Genomic DNA, 14,849 nt, shown 5'->3' on the forward strand with positions numbered 1-14,849 from the left:
GTCGCTCGTCGCAGGACGTCGATATCACAACATCGCGGCGGAGCGGCAAGTCACGCCGGGCCGATCACCCCGCCACGTCGCGGCAACGCGGTGGGTTTCAGTTACGATTGCCGGCCGAGATCAGGTTCCCGTGACATCCGGGACTGTCTGATGCCGGGAGGCGGCCAGCCCGGCCAGCGCCTCGTCAAGCTTCTCCCGGTCGAGCGGCTTGATCAGAAATCCGTTCATGCCCGCTTCGAAGCAGGCATAGCGATCCTCGACCAGCGTGTTGGCGGTGAGCGCCAGGATCGGTGTGTGATGACCGCCGGTGGCTGTCTCTTGCGCGCGGATGCGCTTTGTCGTCTCGATGCCGTCGAGCTGCGGCATCTGGATGTCCATCAGCACGAGATCATAGGGCGTGCCGGCCGATGAGGCGGCGAGCCAGGATTCCAGCGCGGCCTCGCCATGGACGGCGATGACGACGCGGTGGCCGAGCTTGGTCAGCAGCGAACGCATCAACAATGCGTTGATCTCATTGTCTTCGGCGACGAGGATCGACAGGCCCTTCGGTGCCGTGCTGATGGATGCCGCCGGCGGCTCCGGCGCGAGATCGGGCGAGGCGACCTCCGGTGTCAGGGCGAGGCGTGCTGCGAGCGAAGCTGCGCGCAGCGGCTTCATGAGAAAACCGGTGAATGCCGGCGGCAGCTCTTCGTGGCGCGAGCTCGACGTCAGCAGCACGAGGCGCTGGTGTGCATGCGCGCGGGCCGCTTCGCCGAGATGGTCGGCCAAGACAGGACCGATCGCGCGATCGATCAGCACCGCGTGCCAAGAGCGTTCCGGCAGCAGCGCTTCGGCTACCGCCGCGTCCGCGACCATGCAGGTCTGGCCGCCCCAGCGCTCGAGGCGCCGCGCGATCAACGAGGCCTCGATGCCGTCGGCGACGAGGAGCAACGACTTGCCGGTGAGGTCGGGGCTCGGAAATGGCGTCTGTCCGGCGCCGGCTTGCGACGGCGGAAGCGGCACCGCGACCTCGAAGGTCGAGCCCCTGCCCGGCTCGCTCGTGAGCGTGATCCGGCCGCCCATCCGCTTGACGATGCGCTCGCTGATGGCGAGGCCGAGCCCGGTGCCGCCATAAGTGCGGGCGACGCGCTCATCGGCCTGCTCGAACTCGCAGAAGATGCGTTGCTGGGCTTCGGCCGCGATGCCGATGCCGGTATCCCGGACCAGGAAGCTGATCTCGTTCGGCCAGATTCCGGGCTCGACGATCAGCGCGATGCCGCCGCTCGCGGTGAACTTGATGGCGTTGCCGGCGAGGTTGAGCAGCACCTGGCGCAGCCGCGCGGCGTCGCCGACCACTTCGAGCGGCAGGCGCTCGTCGACATAGGCGGCGATCTCGAGCGTCTTCGCCTGCGCGCGCGGCGCGAGCAGCTCGGTGATCTCCTCGACCAGGGTCGAGAGCGCGAACGGATGCTGATCGAGGTCGAGCTTGCCGGCCTCGATCTTGGAATAGTCGAGCAATTCCTCGATCAGCGCCATCAAGGCTTCGCCCGAAGTCTTCACCGCCCTGGCATAGGTGGCCTGCTCCGGCGTCAGTGCGGTGTCGAGCAGGAGGCCGCCCATGCCGATGATGCCGTTCAGGGGGGTACGGATTTCGTGCGAGGCCATCGCGAGGAAGCGCGACTTGGCGCGGTTGGCGGCATCGGCCTGGTCGCGCGCATCGGACAGTGCGCGTTCGGTCTCGGTACGGTCGGTGACGTCGCGTCCCACGCTCTGCAATTCGGCGGGCTGTCCGGCATCGAGGCGGACATAGCCCTCGCGCCAGGCGATCCAGCGCGTGCCGAGCGGAGTTGCGATCTTCTGGTCGTGGATGCGCGTGCCGTTGCTCTCGCGGGCGCTGTCGCCCTGCTCCAGCACGTCGAAATCGAAATGCGTGCCGACCAGCGCGCTGCGCTTCTGTCCCGCGAGCGCGCAATAGGCGTCGTTGGCAAAGGTGATGCGGCCATCGGTAGCGCGCAGCACGATGAGATCGCCCTGCTGTTCAAACAGGCTGCGGGCGCGTTCTTCCGCCTCCTTCAGCTCCCAATTGCGGTCGATCAACGCCTCATTGTGGGCAGCGAGCTTGCGCAGCCGCTTGTTGACGAAGCGCAGGCGCATGCTCAGCGTCGCAAGGCCGAGGCAGGCGAGCGCGAACAGGAAGCTCGCACCGATCGCAAAGGCGTGGGGATCATAGCCGGAGGTGTCGGACCGGCTGCCGGACACGAAACCATAGGCTCCCCCGAACGTCGCCGAGAAGATCATGAAGGAGCGGATCGCGAAGGCGATGCGAGGGTGCTGCCGCTTGAAGCGGCGCATGCGCACCTTGATCCGGAACGTCCGACCCATCGCCACCGACCCTTGCCTGAAACCCGCCGCCGCGTGCGACGATGGCCCGCTGACCTTGCGAACAGCTTGAGGCTTTGGCCCTGCCTCCAAACAGGGTTGACGAGATGTTAATGCGTCAGAGCGAAGCGGCCTGGAGATGACGGTGGCTGCCGCGGGCGCCGACGATCAGCGCCGCCGCCTCGCGCGGCGAGAACGACTTCGAGCGCACGTAGATGCGGTAGTCCGCCGGACCTTCGGTGGAGAGATAGATCACCTGGCCGCCGTCGACAGGCTGGGCGGCAATCGAGACGAGGCGCGTCGAGGGATTGGCCTGACAGGAATCCGGCTCGGAACCGAGACCGTCGTCGACCACGGTGAAGTCCGCGGCGTCGGCATCGTCGGTGACCTGAACCCGCACCGTGGCCCGAGCGGGATCTTCGGTGAAGGCGACACGCACGCCGGCGGTCCAGAACAGCGACGTGAGCTCGACCGATGTTTCGCCCACCGCGATGCAGGGATGCGAGACCGATCCGATCTCGGCGCGGGCAAACACCGCAGCCGCCAGCAGGGGAACAACCGAGGCCAGGATATTGAAACGCAACATGACACTCTACTCGCCGGGCCCTCGGGAACTCGGAACCGAAATGAGCGACCCTTATGGTTTGCAGAGCGTAAAGGAAACTCGTTACCGCCGGGTTGACGCGCGGCGCGCTTACGCCATCTGCCGCACATCCTCCGCGAGTGCGCGGTAGGACAGCGCTTCGGCGAGGTGCAGCCGGCCGATCTTGTCCGCGTTGTCGAGGTCGGCCAGGGTGCGCGCCACCCGCAGCACGCGGTGATAGCCGCGCGCCGACAGCCGCATGGTCTCGGCGGCATCCCGCAGCAGCTTGGCGCCTTGCGCATCCGGCTTTGCGATCTCTTCCAGCACCGAGGCGGGCGCCTCGGCATTGGTGCGGACATTTGGCAGGCCAGCATTCGCATAGCGCGCGAGCTGGATGTCGCGCGCCGCCGCCACGCGGGCGGCGACCTCGGCCGAGCCCTCCGCCGGCGGCGGCAGGATCAGGTCGGCCGCGGTCACGGCCGGCACCTCGATGCGCAAATCGATGCGATCCATCAGGGGACCGGAGATGCGCGCCTGGTAGTCGCCGGTGCAACGGTCGATGCGGCCGCGCTTGCAGGCATAGCCGGGCTCGAACGCATTGCCGCAGCGGCAGGGATTCATCGCCGCGACCAGCATGAAGCGGGCAGGGTAGGTGACGCGGTGATTGGCGCGCGACACCGCGACCTCGCCGTTCTCCAGCGGCTGGCGCAGCGAATCCAGCACGCGCGGATCGAACTCCGGCAGCTCGTCGAGGAACAGCACGCCCTGATGCGCCAGCGAGATCTCGCCGGGCTTGGCGCGCGCGCCGCCGCCGGTGAGCGCGGCCATGCTGGCGGAATGATGCGGCGAGCGGAACGGCCGCCGCGCCGTCAGCGCGCCGCCCTCGATCTCGCCGGCGACGGACGCGATCATCGAGACCTCGAGCAGCTCGCCCGGCGACAGCGGCGGCAGGATCGAGGGCAGGCGCGCCGCCAGCATCGATTTGCCGGCGCCAGGCGCGCCGATCATCAGCAGGTGATGCCCGCCGGCGGCCGCGATCTCCAGCGCGCGCTTGGCGCTTTCCTGGCCCTTGATGTCGCGCAAATCGAGCGTGAAGGCGGCGGCCTCGTGCACCTTCGGCGAGGGCCGCGACAGCACCTGCGTGCCCTTGAAATGGTTGGCGATCTGGATCAGCGAACTTGCTGCGATGATCTGGATGTCCGGGCTCGCCCAGGCCGCTTCGGAGCCACAAGCCGCCGGGCAGATCAGTCCTTCCTCGCGCATATTGGCGCCGATCGCGGCGGGAAGAACGCCGGCCACCGGCGCGATCGAGCCGTCGAGGCCGAGCTCGCCGAGAACGGTGAAGCCGGCCAGCGCATCCGGCGGGATCGCCCCGATCGCCGCCATCAGGCCGAGCGCGATCGGCAGGTCGTAATGGCTGCCCTCCTTGGGCAGGTCGGCCGGTGCCAGATTGACGATGATCCGCCGCGCCGGCAGCGCCAGCCCCGAGGCGATCAGGGCCGAGCGCACCCGCTCGCGCGCCTCCGACACCGCCTTGTCCGGCAGGCCGACGATGGCGAAGGCCGGCAGTCCCGGCGCGACCTGCACCTGCACGTCGACCGCGCGGGCCTCGATCCCCTCAAAGGCGACGGTAGAAACCCGCTGAACCATGCTCGAACCAGCCTGCCCCTTTCGTGCAATTAGCGGTAGCAGAGCGAGGCCGTGTACGCAAGAACAATACGGGAACATTGTCTGGTGCCCGCGCAAGTCCTAACCGGCCGTAAACGCGACGCGAACACTACGCCTCGAATGCGACCGGCTGTCCTCAGCACATCCCAACGAATGTCCGTTACTCCTGAAGCTGCGGGATGGGCCGTGGTCTAACGGGTGAACAGTTCAAATGCTTGCAAATCGCCGGAGAAGCGAACGTCGGGTGTGCAGCCGGCTCGCCAAGATTCATTTTGGCGCGGGCTCGCTGCCGCGGGACTGCACGATCACGGATATTTCGGATGGGGGCGTGAAAGTGGTGGCGGAATTCCTAGAAGTGCCCCCCCAATTCACCATCATCTTCGCGCCCGACTATTCCCGCCAGTGCCGCCTGCGCTGGCGCATCGGCTGCGAATTCGGCGCTGAGTTCGTCGATTAGAGCGCAATCCGGATCGAAGGCCGCGCGTCCTTAACCGGACTTTAGCGTTAATGGGTCAGCATCTCTGATCAGTTGCCGAGTGATCAGAGTATGTCCAAGCGTTCGTGCCTCGCCTCTCCGGCGAGATTCCTGCTTCCCGCACTCCTGGTGCTCGGCCTCGGCGGCTGTCAGACGACGGGCCTCGAAGACGTCACCGGCGCGCTCGGTGGCAAACCGGAAACAGTCGGCAAGGCCGATGCCAGGCCGGACATGGACGCTTTGCGCGAGCGCTATCGTGCCAAGCCCGGCGATCCCGCCATCGCGCTCGCCTACGGCAAGGCGCTGCGCGAGACCGGTCAGCGCGCGCAGGCGGTCGCGGTGCTGGAGCAGGCCGTGCTCGGCCATCCCAGCAACAAGGCGCTGCTCGCCGGCTATGGCCGCGCGCTCGCCGACAACGGCAATTTCCAGCAGGCCTTCGACGTCCTCAGCCGCGCGCATACGCCCGAGGATCCGGACTGGCGCATCCTGTCGGCGCAGGGCGCGGTGCTCGATCAGCTCGGCCGCAACGAGGAGGCGCAGCAATATTACGCCGCGGCGCTGAAGATCGTGCCCGACGAGCCGACCGTGCTGTCCAATCTCGGCCTGTCCTATGTGCTGCAAAACAATCTGCCGAAGGCCGAACAGGTGCTCGGCCGCGCCTATCAGCGCAATCAGAACGATCCACGGGTTCGTGCCAATCTCGCGCTCGTGCTGGGATTGCAGGGCCGCGAGGCCGAGGCTGAAATTCTCGTGAAGGCAGATTTGCCGCCGGACCAGGCCGCGGCCAAGGTCACGGCGCTGCGGCAGCTGCTGGCTAAGAAGCAGCAGAGGGCGGACAAGTAATCCGCCCTTTGGTGTGCGCTTACGACGCCTTGCGATGCGGCGGGGAGTTGCGGCTTGACCGGCCCTTCAGCTTTTTCAGGAGCGGCTCGAGCAGCGAGCGCTTCGGCTTCTTCACTTCGCCGCGGCCGGCGAGGCGGTTTGCCATGTTCTGGAACAGAAGGGTGGTGCGATGGGTCTTGGAGACCTCCGCGATCATCTGGCCGTTATTGGCCGCGGTCGAGAACAGTTTCGAATCGAACGGGATCACCGCGATCGGCTGGCTCTCCATGGTCTTGGCGAACGCCTTGACATCGATCTCCGCGCGCTTGTGCATGCCGACCTGGTTGAGGCAGTACAGCGGCGGGCGATCATTGGGGCGTGCCGCTTTCAGCACGGTCAGCATGTTCTTGGTGTTGCGCAAATTGGCGAGATCGGGCTCGGCCACGATCACGATGTCGTCGGCGTTCACCAGCGCGCGCCGCGTCCAGCCGGACCATTGATGGGGAACGTCGAGCACGATGCAGGGCGTCGTCATGCGCAGCGTGTCGAACACCGCATCGAAGGCTTCGGCACCGAAATCGTAGACGCGGTCGAGGGTGGCAGGCGCAGCGAGCAGGCTGAGGCGCTCGGTGCATTTGGCGAGCAGGCGCTCCATCAGCGCCGTGTCCGGCCGGTCCTGCGACAGCACCGCGTTGGCGATGCCCTGCACCGGGTCCTGGTTGTAGTCGAGGCCCGCCGTGCCGAAGGCGAGGTCGAGATCGATCACGACGGAATCGAGCGCGAGGTCGCGGGCGATGGTCCAGGCCAGATTGTGCGCGACGGTGGACGCACCGACGCCGCCCTTGGCGCCGACCACCGCGATGACGCGGCCGGTGATGATGGCCTCGGAGGCCGAGAACAGGCTGCAGATCGAGCGGACGACGTCGAGGGTTTCGACCGGCCCGACCACGTAATCGTTGACGCCGCGGCGCACCAGCTCGCGATAGGGCGCGGTGTCGTTGGGGTTGCCGATCACGACCACACGGGTGCCGGGATCGCAGACGCCGGCGAGATCGTCCAGGCCCTCGAGGATGTCGCGCGTGCCGTCGGACTCGATGACGATCACGTTCGGCGTCGGCATCGATTCATAGACTTCGATCGCCGCGGCGAGGCCGCCGTCCCTGGCGGTGAGATGCGCCTTGGCGAGCCGGCGATCCTGGCCCGCCGCGGTCACCGCCTTGAGCGTCTGCTCGGTCTCGCAAAAGGCTTGCACCGAAATGCGAGGAACCGGCGCAATGTGTTCCTCGGGGTGTCGCGGATCGTCCGCGTCTTCGTCGTGGAGACGTGTCATCTGCCGGTATCGCTGAGTTTGGCCTTGTCGGCGTCGGGGTTGGGAGTCGCGATCGCGGTGCCCTTGCGATAGCGCTCGAAGGCGATGTCGCGCCGTGCGGTATAGGCCGGTGTCTCGGCGCGCGGCTGCTCGAGGTCGGCCGGGTTGTCGATCATCGCCGCGAGATTGCGCTGGCTGGCGCAGCCCAGATTGAAATAGGGCCGATTCTCGTTGTAGCCGGGGTCGAGGATGTTCGGACCAACGTCTTCCGGCCACAGCCCGCAGGGGCCGGCCACTGCGCTGATCTTGGAATAGCTCAGCCGGATCGTCGGCAGCAGCCCGGGATCCTCGGGACGATAGGGATGCTGGACGATGGCACGCGACGGCACGCCGCCGGCTGCGAGCACGGAGCGGATTTCCTGATAGGTTGCCGCCGCAGCGCGCGAATTCGTGGTGTCGACAGGCACGTCGACGACGACGGAGCCGGTGCCTTCGCGCACCCAGTCCCGGGCGATGCCCGCGACGTCCGCATGCTGTGCGGCCGAGAGGCCGCCTCTCGACTTGCCGACGAAGATCACGATCGACTTCCTGCCTTCCTGCACCGCGATCGGGTGGCGCTGGCGATAGTCGGTCGGCACCGTCTGGGTGACGATCTCGGTCGTGTTGCAAGCGCCGAGCATGACGGAGAGCCCCGCCAGTGCCAGCGCGATCCGCAAATTGCGACGTCGATCGGCTGATGTTGTCGTCATCGCCTGGTCCCCTCTTGCCCGTTTCTTGCCCGTTTCCCGCTCGGTCCCCAAACCGTTCACTTCAGTCGATGATGAAGCCGAAATCACCGGGCGCGCCGTTGATCGGATCGACCCGGCGCGCGATGCCATAGAGGCGGTTCATGCGGCCGAGCAGCGCCGTCTGCGCGTCCGAGGCCGGCGCGAAGCCGTCGTCGGGCCGGGACAATTCCTTCTGGGCGACCGCGCGCACCACATAGGGCGTCACGATCACCATCAGCTCGGTCTCGTTGTTGACGAAGTCCTGGCTGCGGAACAGCGCGCCGATGATCGGCACCTGGTCGACGCCGGGCAGGCCGTTGATCGCCTGCTTGGTCTGCTGCTGGATCAGGCCGGCCATCGCCATCGAGCCGCCCGAGGGAATTTCCAGCGTGGTCTCGGCGCGGCGGGTCTGGATCGAGGGAATGGTGATCGAACTGGTCTGGCCCGCGGACACCGCCTGCGTCACGGAGATGGCGTTCTGATTCGACAGCTCCGAGACTTCGGTCATCACGCGCAGGCTGATACGTCCCTCGCTGAGCACGACCGGCGTGAAGTTCAGGGAGATGCCGAACTTCTTGTAGGTGATCTGGGTGGTGCAGACGTGGGTGACCGGATCGCAGGAATAGCCTGCAGGGATCGGAAATTCGCCGCCGGCGATGAAAGTCGCTGATTCGCCGGAGATCGCCGTCAGGCTCGGCTCGGCCAGCGTCCGCATCACACCGGCGCTTTCCATCGCGCGCATCGTGGCGTTGACGGTGGCCACGCCTTTTGCGAGCCCGGTTACACCGAGCCCGTTGCTGCTGACGAGCGGGCCGCCGGAGACCGAGAACGGGTTGGAGTTGTTGAAATTCACCACCGCGGTGCCGGCGTTGAGGCTGGCGCTGAGATCGACGCCGAGCTGCTTGACGATGTCGCGGCGCACTTCGCCGACGACGACCTTGAGCATCACTTGGTCGCGGCCGCGCACGACGATGTTGTTGACGACCTTGTCGGAGCCGCCGACGAGCTTTGCGGCGACGTCGCCGGCCTGCTGGGCCTCGACCGGGCTCGACACCGAGCCGGTCAGCATCACGCTTTCGCCGACGCCCTCGATCTGCACGCCCGGCAAGGACTGGCGCAGCGCCGCGCGCATGCCGTTGAGATCGCGCTTCACCGCGATGTCGTAGGAGGCGACCTGCTGGCCGTCGGCGGTGAAGAATACGACGTTGGTCTGGCCGACCTGGCCGCCGATGATATAGGCGCGCTGGGCCGAGCGGATCACCGCATTGGCGATCTTGGGATCGGCCACCAGCACGTCCTTGACCTCGCGCGGCAGGTCGATGACGACTGATTTGCCGACACCAAGCGAGAGAAAACGCGTCCTCGCCGGTGCGATCGTCGCGACCGGGGACACGCCGAGGTCCGGCGCTTGCATCGGCGCCTGGTCGCCGACCGGCGCATCCGCAGCGCCGACGACGTCCGCGGCTGCAAGCAGCCCCAGCATCAACATCGTCCCCGCCAAGAACGACCGCGCGCGCTTCCCCCGAAGGCGCAGGCCCGTCCGATCTCCCCCGTAGTTCATGCTATCCCCATCACTTCTGTGACGTCAGTTGTCGTGCCGGCACGCCGTAACGAATCACGTTGACGCCGCCCGGACGCTTGACCGCCTGGTCCTCGGGCGTGCCGTCGACTGCGTTGGCATCGACGATGCTGCGCAGCGCGAGTGTCAGCGTGCCGCCCTGGCGTGCGGCCGAGAGCGTGGCGACCTGGTCGGGCCTGAGCTCGAGCGTGACGGTCTTGCCGACCACGGCGTTCTGGCCGTCCTTTTCCTTCGGCGCCTGGTCGATCGCGAGCACGCGGATGTTGGCGAGAATGATTTCGGACAGGATGAGGTCGTTGCCGCCGGCCGGACCGTTAGGGTTGGCGCCGTCGGGATTCTTCAGGCGGCGGGTCAGGACGATGTCGACGCGATCGTTCGGAAGGATGAAGCCGCCGGCGCCGGTTTCGGCCGAAATCTCGGTGGAGACCGCGCGCATCCCGGAGGGAAGGATCGCCGCCATGAAGCCGGAGCCTTCGGCCCTCACCAGCTTCTGCTCGCGGATCGGCTCGCCCTGCATCAACGGCACGCGCGCGATCGAGCCGGCGATCTGGGTCTGCGCGTCGGGCCGGCTGTCGCGGCGGATGAAGGCGCTGCTCGCGGTCGCGGCCGGCCAGGACTGCCATTGCAGGTCGTCGGGCTTGACGGCCTGGCCAAGCTGGACATCGTTCTTCGCGACGAGGACCTCGACCGTCGGCAGCTTCTCGGCGACGGGAAGGGCAGGCGCGGGATTGTTGTCGAAGCCGCTCGCCAGATAGGCGGCGACGCCGCCGGCGCCGAGAGCGATGACGAGAACGACAATGCGTGCGGTGTTCATACGCTTCTACTCTTACGCGGGGCACTCGAACCGCACCTGGCGTGTTCCCCCGCGTCGATGAGTAGGGAGCAAAGGTATAAGGGGTGTTGCGAGGCCGAATGCGATGGCCGGCCGCGATGCCGGATTTCGGCAGATGGTGAACGCGGCGTTATTAGATCGCCCAGCAGCCCCGTAGATTCACGTAAGCGCGCTCGTGCGTTCGAACGACGCTCGGCGCGCTATGGTGAACGGGTGGTTAGTAATGGTCCCATGACGATGCGAGTGAGACCGCGCAGCGCATCACAATATCGCTGTCGTCCCTGCGAACGCAGGGACCCATAACCCCAAGGAGAAGTTTGGCGAAGACTGGTCGTTCGGGACTTCGACCAGCCGCAATCGATGGATTCCGCGGTATGGGTCCCCGCGTTCGCGGGGACGACGTGGGAGAGATTGCGGGACTCCAGTACAATTGTTGCGGTGAGCTACTTCTTCCGCTTCTGCTCGATCACGTCCCAGATCCTGGCCGCGACGTCAGGGCCGCCGAGCCGCGAGATGGCGCGGATGCCGGTCGGCGAGGTCACGTTGATCTCGGTGAGGTTGCCGTTGATGACGTCGATGCCGACGAAGAGGAGGCCGCGCTCGCGCAGCGCCGGGCCGACCGTGGCGCAGATCTCGCGTTCGCGCGGGGTGAGCTCGGTCTCCTGCGCCGCGCCGCCGCGGACCATGTTGGAGCGGAGGTCGTCCGTGGCCGGCACGCGGTTCACCGCGCCGGCGAACTCGCCATTCACCAGGATGATGCGCTTGTCGCCGTGCTTCACCTCGGGGATGAACTGCTGGATTACCCAGGGCTCCCTGAACGTCACCGAGAACATGTCGAAGAGCGAGCCGAAATTCATGTCCTGCGGCATCACGCGGAACACGGCCGCGCCGCCATGGCCGTGCAGCGGCTTCATGACGACGGCGCCGTGCTTGTCGCGAAACGCGTTGATCTCATCCAGGTCGCGCGAGATCAGCGTCGGCGGCATCAGCTGCGGAAAATTCATCACGAACAGCTTTTCCGGCGCGTTGCGCACCGAGGCGGGATCGTTGACCACAAGCGTCTTGGGATGGATGCGCTCCAGCAAATGCGTCGAGGTGATGTAGGCGAGGTCGAACGGCGGGTCCTGGCGGAGAAGCACCACGTCGAAACCATTCAGCGCCTCGCGCCTGGGCTCGCCCAGAGTGAAGTGGTCGCCGGGCTCGTCGCGCACGGTCAGGAGCTGAACCGGCGCGACCAGCGCGTCGCCGACCATCGAGAGCTTGTCGGGCGTGTAGTAGGACAGGCCATGGCCGCGCTTCTGCGCTTCCAGCAGCAGCGCAAAGGTGGAATCGCCCTTGATGTTGATGCGGGCGATGGGGTCCATCTGGACGGCGACGTTGAGTTTCATGATCTGCCTTTCAGGTCGAGGCGTCGAATGCCGCCAACACATGGCGCGGAAGTCGCTTCGGCGCAATCAGCATGGCGTCGAATCGCAATTCGAATTCGGCATGCTCGGGATGCGCTGCGAGCCAGCCCTGCGCCGCGTCGATGATGCGCCGTTGCTGGCGCGGCGTCACGGCGAAAGCGGCCTCATCCAGCGTCGCCCGCGCCTTGACCTCGACGAAGGCGATCAAATTGCGGCGGCGCGCCACGATATCGATCTCGCCATGCGCCGTGCGGTAGCGCTTGGCGAGAATGCGGTAGCCCTTGGCCATCAGATAGGCAGCGGCGCGGCTCTCCGCGGAAATGCCGGTGCGGAACGCGGCGACACGCTCGGGCGAGGCGACCTTCGGTTCCGCCGGGATATCAGTCTTCGCCATCGCCGCCTCGCAGATCCCTTGCGAGCTCGAGTGCGCGGGCATAGACCTCGCGGCGCGGTCGGCCCGAGAGTGCGACCGCATGCGCCACGGCATCCTTGACGCTGTTGGCGGCAAGCTGCTCGCGCAGGAGACCGTCGAGCGCATCCGATGCCAGCATATCGGCGTCGGCTGCAGGCGGGCCGATCACCAGAACGAACTCGCCGCGCGTCTCCGGCGCGTCGGCTTGCCGCGCGAGTTCGGCGAGGGGCGCACGCCTGATCTCCTCGTGCAACTTCGTCAGCTCGCGGCAGACCGCGGCCTCGCGTTCACCCATGATTTCGCCGAGATCGGTCAAGGTAGCCTGCATCCGATTGCCCGATTCGAACATCACCAGCGTCGCGTCGATGCGCGCAAGCTCGGCCAGGCGTGCGCGGCGCGCCGCGGATTTTGCCGGCAAGAAACCCTCGAAGAAGAAGCGGTCGGTCGGCAGCGCGGCGACCGACAGAGCTGCCAGCACCGAGGAGGGGCCGGGCAGCGCGTGCACCGGATGGCCGGCGGCGCAGACCTCGCGCACCAGCTTGAAGCCGGGATCGGAGATCAGTGGCGTACCGGCATCCGACACCAGCGCGACCGAGCCGCCTTGCGCCAGCGCCTCCAGGATCTTCGGGCGCGCCGCTTCCGCGTTGTGCTCGTGATAGGGCCTGAGCTGCGCCGCAATCGCATAGCGCTCGGTCAGGCGGCGCGTGATGCGGGTGTCCTCGCAGGCGATGACATCGACGCCGGCGAGGGTCTGAAGCGCCCGCAGGGTGATGTCGCCGAGATTGCCGATGGGTGTGGCGACCAGATAGAGACCCGGCGCGGCCTTCGGCACCGCGAGCCGATGGGCATCGATGGAGAAACCGCGCGAGGCGGCGTCTTGAGCTTCAGACGTATTTATCGGGACCGGCTTTGCGCGCATAATGAAGCCAACTTAGGCACGATCCGGAGGGCTGGGAACCGGCTGGTCGAAAAAGATCGCGCCAAGGTGAGGGGTGGCGAACGGACGGGAATGTGATCAATCCAGCATCACGGCGAGAGGGAATGAAGGCCCTCGCGCCATATTCACGACGGAAACGCCGCCTTGATGCTCGATGAGCGACGGCGAACGGCTGCTGGGACGGGGAAGGCGGCTGCGTTAAGCGGCTGTTATCCTTTTGTTTTGGTTAACTGTTTGCCGACAATATGCCCGAATCCGCGGCCCATGTCGTGGAAGGAATGTCGTGATCGGCCGGCAGCGGCCGGTCAGAAGAGAATTTGCCCATGGTACGCGCGCGTTATCCAAAGTCTCCCGTTCCGGGGTCCCGATCGTCGGCGACCCGTCGGAGTGCGCTCGGCCTGTTGCTCAGTGCGCCCCTGCTGTCGGCCTGCGCCGGCGTGCAGCAAAGTCTCAGCCAGTTCTCCGCACCGCCGGCTCAGCCGGCAGGTCCGCAGCAACAGGCCACGACCGCCGGCACCGGCGGCGTGAAGGTCGGCCTGATCCTGCCGCTTTCGGCCGCCGGCAATGCCGGTCTCGCCGCGCAATCCATGCGCAACGGCGCCGAGATGGCGCTGGCCGAGTTCCAGAACCCGAACATCCAGCTCCTGATCAAGGACGACAATGGTAGCCCGCAAGGCGCGCAAGCCGGCGCGCAGCAGGCGGTCGACGAGGGCGCCGAGATCATCCTCGGACCGCTGTTCGCACAGTCGGTCCCGGCAGTGGCGCAGGTCGCGCGCACGCGCGGCATTTCCGTGATCGCGTTCTCGACCGATTCCAGCATCGCCGGCCGCGGCGTCTATCTGCTCTCGTTCCTGCCGGAGTCCGACGTCAACCGCATCGTTGAATATTCCGCCAGCATCGGAAAGCGCTCGCTCGCCGTGCTGGTGCCCGACAATGCCTATGGCAATGTCGTCGAGGCGGCGGTGAAGGCAGCGGCGCCGCGGCGCGGCGGGCGGATCGTCGCCTTCGAGAAATATGGCGCCGATCGCGCCACGCCGGCGCGCACCGTGGCGCAACAGCTCGGCAGCGCGGACGCGCTGTTCATCGCCGATGACGGCGATGCCGTCGTGTCGGTGGCGGACGCGATGACAGCCGCAGGCGCGAATCTGCGCAACATCCAGCTGCTCGGCACCGGCCTGTGGGACAATCCGCGCGTCTATGCCAGCGCCGCGCTGCAGGGCGGCCTTTATGCCGCGCCCGACCCGGCCGGCTTCCGCGCCTTCTCCGGCCGCTATCGCACCAAATATGGCGGCGAGCCGGTGCGCACGGCGACATTGGCCTATGATGCGGTCGCCCTCGTCGCCGCGCTGGCGCGCACGCAAGGCACCACGCGCTTCTCGCCCGATGTGCTCACCAACCCCTCGGGCTTTGCCGGCATCGACGGCCTGTTCCGCTTCCGCGCCGATGGCACGAATGAACGTGGTCTCGCCGTGATGAAGGTGACGCAGGGTGGCGGCGTTGCGGTCGCGGGCTCGCCGAAGAGCTTTGGAGCGTAGCGCGCTGCCCTAAAGCATGATCCGGAAAAGTGCGCAGCGGTTTTCCGAAAAGATCATGCTTAAACAACAACCTACAGCGCGGTGACGATTCATCCTGATTGCATCGCGCTTTAGGGTGGGCAAAGTCCTGTCGGGTGGGTTAGCCGAAGGCGTAACCCACCTCTTG

13 protein-coding genes are annotated in these 14,849 nt (G+C 66.7%); 3 read left to right on the forward strand and 10 right to left on the reverse strand.

Annotated features, from left to right (window positions below):
• Positions 1 to 120: 120 nt before the first annotated feature.
• The 3 genes from XH87_RS15130 to XH87_RS15140 form a co-directional block, all read right to left on the reverse strand.
• Positions 121 to 2,361, reverse strand: coding sequence for a PAS domain-containing hybrid sensor histidine kinase/response regulator (locus XH87_RS15130; RefSeq protein ID WP_271587900.1), 2,241 nt, complete (start codon positions 2,359 to 2,361; stop codon positions 121 to 123).
• Between the two features lie 115 nt (positions 2,362 to 2,476).
• A complete protein-coding gene (locus XH87_RS15135) occupies positions 2,477 to 2,944 on the reverse strand; it encodes a hypothetical protein (protein ID WP_271587901.1) in 468 nt (155 codons plus the stop codon).
• Between the two features lie 108 nt (positions 2,945 to 3,052).
• Positions 3,053 to 4,591 (reverse strand): YifB family Mg chelatase-like AAA ATPase, encoded by a 1,539-nt coding sequence (locus XH87_RS15140; RefSeq protein WP_271587902.1) that lies wholly within the window; start codon positions 4,589 to 4,591, stop codon positions 3,053 to 3,055.
• A 229-nt stretch (positions 4,592 to 4,820) separates the two neighbouring features.
• On the opposite strand from XH87_RS15140, the gene XH87_RS15145 reads away from it, so the two are divergent.
• Together XH87_RS15145 and XH87_RS15150 are read left to right on the forward strand one after the other, a co-directional pair.
• Entirely contained in the window at positions 4,821 to 5,066 is a 246-nt protein-coding gene (locus tag XH87_RS15145; RefSeq protein WP_018644993.1) for a PilZ domain-containing protein, read from the forward strand.
• Between the two features lie 90 nt (positions 5,067 to 5,156).
• Complete coding sequence (locus XH87_RS15150) at positions 5,157 to 5,927, forward strand: tetratricopeptide repeat protein (RefSeq protein WP_271587903.1); 771 nt, start codon at positions 5,157 to 5,159, stop codon at positions 5,925 to 5,927.
• A 19-nt stretch (positions 5,928 to 5,946) separates the two neighbouring features.
• On the opposite strand, the gene XH87_RS15155 is transcribed toward XH87_RS15150, so the two are convergent.
• From XH87_RS15155 to rsmI, 7 genes are all read right to left on the reverse strand, one after another.
• On the reverse strand, positions 5,947 to 7,236 hold the full coding sequence (locus XH87_RS15155) for an AAA family ATPase (RefSeq protein ID WP_271587904.1): 1,290 nt from the start codon (positions 7,234 to 7,236) through the stop codon (positions 5,947 to 5,949).
• Positions 7,233 to 7,964: a CpaD family pilus assembly protein gene (locus XH87_RS15160; RefSeq protein ID WP_271587905.1), complete on the reverse strand. Its 732-nt coding sequence runs from the start codon at positions 7,962 to 7,964 to the stop codon at positions 7,233 to 7,235. Before XH87_RS15160 ends, XH87_RS15155 begins: the two co-directional genes overlap by 4 nt.
• Before the next feature lie 61 nt (positions 7,965 to 8,025).
• Positions 8,026 to 9,543, reverse strand: coding sequence for a type II and III secretion system protein family protein (locus XH87_RS15165; RefSeq protein WP_271587906.1), 1,518 nt, complete (start codon positions 9,541 to 9,543; stop codon positions 8,026 to 8,028).
• A gap of 10 nt (positions 9,544 to 9,553) precedes the next feature.
• Positions 9,554 to 10,375 (reverse strand): Flp pilus assembly protein CpaB, encoded by an 822-nt coding sequence (gene cpaB / locus XH87_RS15170; RefSeq protein WP_271587907.1) that lies wholly within the window; start codon positions 10,373 to 10,375, stop codon positions 9,554 to 9,556.
• 461 nt (positions 10,376 to 10,836) lie between these two features.
• The gene (gene gshB, locus XH87_RS15175) at positions 10,837 to 11,781 is read right to left on the reverse strand and encodes a glutathione synthase (protein WP_271587908.1); all 945 of its coding nucleotides are present in this window, start codon (positions 11,779 to 11,781) and stop codon (positions 10,837 to 10,839) included.
• A gap of 10 nt (positions 11,782 to 11,791) precedes the next feature.
• Positions 11,792 to 12,193, reverse strand: a complete 402-nt coding sequence (locus tag XH87_RS15180) for a YraN family protein (protein WP_271587909.1) — start codon at positions 12,191 to 12,193, stop codon at positions 11,792 to 11,794.
• Positions 12,180 to 13,130, reverse strand: a complete 951-nt coding sequence (rsmI, locus tag XH87_RS15185) for a 16S rRNA (cytidine(1402)-2'-O)-methyltransferase (RefSeq protein ID WP_271587910.1) — start codon at positions 13,128 to 13,130, stop codon at positions 12,180 to 12,182. Before rsmI ends, XH87_RS15180 begins: the two co-directional genes overlap by 14 nt.
• Before the next feature lie 341 nt (positions 13,131 to 13,471).
• On the opposite strand from rsmI, the gene XH87_RS15190 reads away from it, so the two are divergent.
• Positions 13,472 to 14,683: a penicillin-binding protein activator gene (locus XH87_RS15190; RefSeq protein ID WP_271587911.1), complete on the forward strand. Its 1,212-nt coding sequence runs from the start codon at positions 13,472 to 13,474 to the stop codon at positions 14,681 to 14,683.
• The last annotated feature ends 166 nt before the right edge of the window (positions 14,684 to 14,849 follow it).

This window comes from Bradyrhizobium sp. CCBAU 53415 (assembly GCF_028128735.1).
Classification (GTDB): domain Bacteria; phylum Pseudomonadota; class Alphaproteobacteria; order Rhizobiales; family Xanthobacteraceae; genus Bradyrhizobium.